3 protein-coding genes are annotated in these 3,107 nt (G+C 63.3%); 1 reads left to right on the top strand and 2 read right to left on the bottom strand.

The window, feature by feature from the left end:
- On the bottom strand, positions 1–1,935 hold the full coding sequence (gene speA, locus QZ189_RS10915) for a biosynthetic arginine decarboxylase (protein WP_296421762.1): 1,935 nt from the start codon (positions 1,933–1,935) through the stop codon (positions 1–3).
- A 116-nt stretch (positions 1,936–2,051) separates the two neighbouring features.
- Between speA and ndk the strand changes: the two genes are divergently transcribed.
- Positions 2,052–2,510 carry a nucleoside-diphosphate kinase gene (gene ndk, locus QZ189_RS10910; RefSeq protein ID WP_247476780.1) on the top strand — a complete coding sequence of 153 codons (459 nt, stop codon included), beginning with the start codon at positions 2,052–2,054 and terminating at the stop codon, positions 2,508–2,510.
- A gap of 48 nt (positions 2,511–2,558) precedes the next feature.
- On the opposite strand, the gene QZ189_RS10905 is transcribed toward ndk, so the two are convergent.
- On the bottom strand, positions 2,559–2,894 hold the full coding sequence (locus tag QZ189_RS10905; protein ID WP_247476781.1) for a DUF3307 domain-containing protein: 336 nt from the start codon (positions 2,892–2,894) through the stop codon (positions 2,559–2,561).
- Positions 2,895–3,107 lie beyond the last annotated feature (213 nt).

Genomic DNA, 3,107 nt, shown 5'->3' with positions numbered 1-3,107 from the left:
TTAGCTCTGCAGGTAGGTCGTTTGCCTCAGGCTCGTCTCCAGGTGATCCATCAAACGGCGGGCCTCCTGGATTTTGAGGGTTCCTTTTTGGATGGCTGACTCGCTGGTCACCCGCAGTCGCTCCAGCAGCACTTCCGGATCGTGCTCCATCGCCTCGAGCACCTCGGCATTGGTATCCCCGCGCACGACGTGGTCGACCTGGTAGCCGCCTCCTGGTGAGAGGCGGATGTGGACTGCATTGGTGGCGCCAAAGAGGTTGTGGAGATTGCCCATGACCTCTTGATAGGCCCCGCCGAGGAACATGCCGATGAGGTAGGGCTCATCGGGTCTCAGCGCATGCAACTCCAGCAGGGGCTTGCTTTGTCCCTGGGCGATGAAGCGCGCCAGTTTGCCGTCGGAGTCGCAGGTGAGGTCGGCGAAGTGACCGAGCTGCTCGGGTTGCTCGTTCAGCCGGTGAATCGGCAGAAGTGGGAAGAGTTGCTCGATGGCCCAGCTGTCGGGGGCGGAGCGAAAGACCGACAAGTTGGCGTAGAAGGTGGCGGCCAGCTCGGCCTTGAGGTTGCTCAGCTCCTCAGGGATTGCTGCGTTGCTGGGGAGTTTTTGTGCAATCGCCTGGGCGCAGGCCCAGGTGAGCTGCTCGGCTACGGAGCGTTCCGGAAGGCTGAGGTAGCCCAGGCGGAAGGCGTTGAGCGCATCGTCTTTGAATTTGAGGGCGTCGTTCCAGGTTTCCTGCAGCTTGGAGAGATCCCGATCGCCCTGTCCATCGACGGCTTCGATCTCAGCGAGGGTCTGGCGCAGGTTGCGGACTGTCAGGGCTTCTTCGCCTTCGGCTTCAGGAGAGCCGCTGGGCACGGTGCTTTGGCCCAGCACGTTGAACACCAGCACCGAGAAGTGGCTGGCAATGGCCCGCCCGCTCTCGCTGACAAGAGTGGGAACCGGGACTCCGTGGGGTTCGCAGCATTCACGAACCGTGGCCACGACGTCGTTGGCGTAGTTCTGCAGCGAGTAGTTCGTTGAGGCTGAGGTGGCCGTGCGGCTGCCGTCGTAATCCACCCCCAGGCCGCCCCCCACATCGAGGAAACCCATGGGGGCGCCAAGCTTGGTCAGCTCGACATAGATCTGTCCGGCTTCCTGCAGGGCGTCCTTGAGAACGGCGATGTCGTTGATCTGACTGCCCACGTGGAAGTGGAGCAGCTTCAGGTCGTTCAGCAGATCGGCCTTCTTCAGGGCCTCCACCGTGGCCAGCAGCTCGGGGATGGCCAAACCAAACTTCGCCTTGGCGCCAACGGAGCTGCCCCAACGGCCGGTGCTGCGGCTGGAGAGCTTGGCGCGGATTCCAATGAACGGGGCAGCACCCAGCTCCTGGCTGGCCTGGATGATGCGCTCGACCTCGTCGGCCTGTTCGATCACCACAACGGGTTGGCGACCAAGCCGGCGGGCCAGGATCGCCGTCTCGATGTAGCGCTGGTCCTTGTAGCCGTTGCAGATCAGCAGCGCCTCGGGGTCATCCACCAAGGACAGGGCAATCAGCAGTTCCGCTTTGCTGCCGGCCTCCAGGCCGAAGTGCCAGCGCTTGCCGCAGGTCACCAGCTCCTCAACGACATGGCGCTGCTGGTTGCACTTCACGGGGAAGACCCCCTGGTAGCGGCCGGCGTAGCCGTATTGGGCGATGGCGCGCTCAAAGGCCCCGTGCAGTCGCTCAAGCCGGTCTTCGAGGATGTCGTCGAAGCGGATCAGCAGGGGAAGCCCCAGGCTGCGGCCTTCAAGTCCCTGGACGAGATCCAGAAGATCAAGGCTGCCGCCCCGCTCCCCCTTGGGTTGCACGCTGATGTGGCCGCGGGCGTTGACCGAGAAATAGGGATCACCCCAGCGGTCGATGCCGTAGAGGGCTGCGCTGTCAGCTGCGCTCCAGCTGGTGTTTTCAGCGGAGACCATCAAGCCGGCGGCGGGGCAATGGCAGAAATCTAAGGACTCACGCCCGGGGTGCCAGCTGTGCTTGCCAAGCGGTAGGGCGGCCACGGACGATGGGCCGGATCAGATGTTTTTTTGTCATGGCTGCCGAGCGCACCTTTATTGCCATCAAGCCCGATGGTGTTCAGCGCGGTTTGGTGGGTGAGATCCTCGGCCGCTTCGAGCGCAAGGGCTTCAAGCTGGTGGGCCTCAAGCAGCTCACCCCCAGCCGTGAGCTGGCTGAGAGCCACTACGGCGTGCACCGCGAGCGCCCCTTCTTCGCTGGCCTGGTGGACTTCATCACCTCCGGCCCCGTGGTGGCCATGGTCTGGGAAGGCGACGGCGTGATCGCCAGCGCCCGCAAGCTGATCGGTGCCACCAAACCCCTCGAGGCTGAGCCCGGCACCATCCGCGGCGACCTGGCCGTCAACATCGGCCGCAACGTGATCCACGGCTCCGACGCCCCTGAAACCGCTCAGTTCGAGATCGGTCTCTGGTTCCAGGCCTCTGAGCTCAGCGACTGGACCCCCTCCGATCAGGGCTGGCGCGTCGAGGGTTGATCCCTTCACCGATTTCAACCTTGCCCCCCGCGATGGCGGGGGGCTTTTTTATGCCCAAAGACTCAGCAGTAGGACCCAAAGCAACTTGCAGAGCAGGTGGAGGCTCTGATCCACACCGATGCGATAGCGGTGCTGGCACTTGCCGTAGTCGATCAGGGTGTGGGCGCCCCATTCGGCCAGCCCCAAGGCCGGAACCCCGCTCAGGAGAGCCACGATCAGGCCATGGATGGCGGCATGGCCGGTGAGCCACCACTGCCAAGGGAGGGTGTTGTCCTGGCCGCGGCACTTCTCGGCGGCCATGCGGTCGCTCTGCAGTCCAAAGTCCCCCAGGAAATGGCCCATGGACAGGAGGGCCAGGAGTTCAAGACCGTCTTGAAGAGGCATCAGCGACGGATCTGCCAAGACCGAACAGCGTGCATAGGTTGACGGGCTCTCCCTCCACTGTCGCTGACTTTCAGTGGATTCTTCAGTTCAAACCTTTGAGAAAGCGCCGGTAGCTGAACGCTTCCAACAGTGTCTGTTCGTCTGGGTTGAGGGTTTCCCTTAAGACGCAGGACTTGAGCAGCTGCGCAGTGATGGCCGCCAGCAGCACCCCAT

The organism is Vulcanococcus sp. CPBay_Sum15L08_68 (assembly GCF_017855895.1).
Classification (GTDB): Bacteria; Cyanobacteriota; Cyanobacteriia; order PCC-6307; family Cyanobiaceae; genus Vulcanococcus.
Note: the sequence above shows the minus strand (reverse complement) of the source record. Positions and strands in the feature narration are given on the sequence as shown.

Bases quoted from the DNA above. Each gene is read 5' to 3' on its own strand.
- speA (WP_296421762.1), bottom strand. From the start codon at position 1,935: ATGGTCTCCGCTGAAAACACCAGCTGGAGCGCAGCTGACAGCGCAGCC.
- QZ189_RS10905 (WP_247476781.1), bottom strand. From the start codon at position 2,894: ATGCCTCTTCAAGACGGTCTTGAACTCCTGGCCCTCCTGTCCATGGGC.
- ndk (WP_247476780.1), top strand. From the start codon at position 2,052: ATGGCTGCCGAGCGCACCTTTATTGCCATCAAGCCCGATGGTGTTCAG.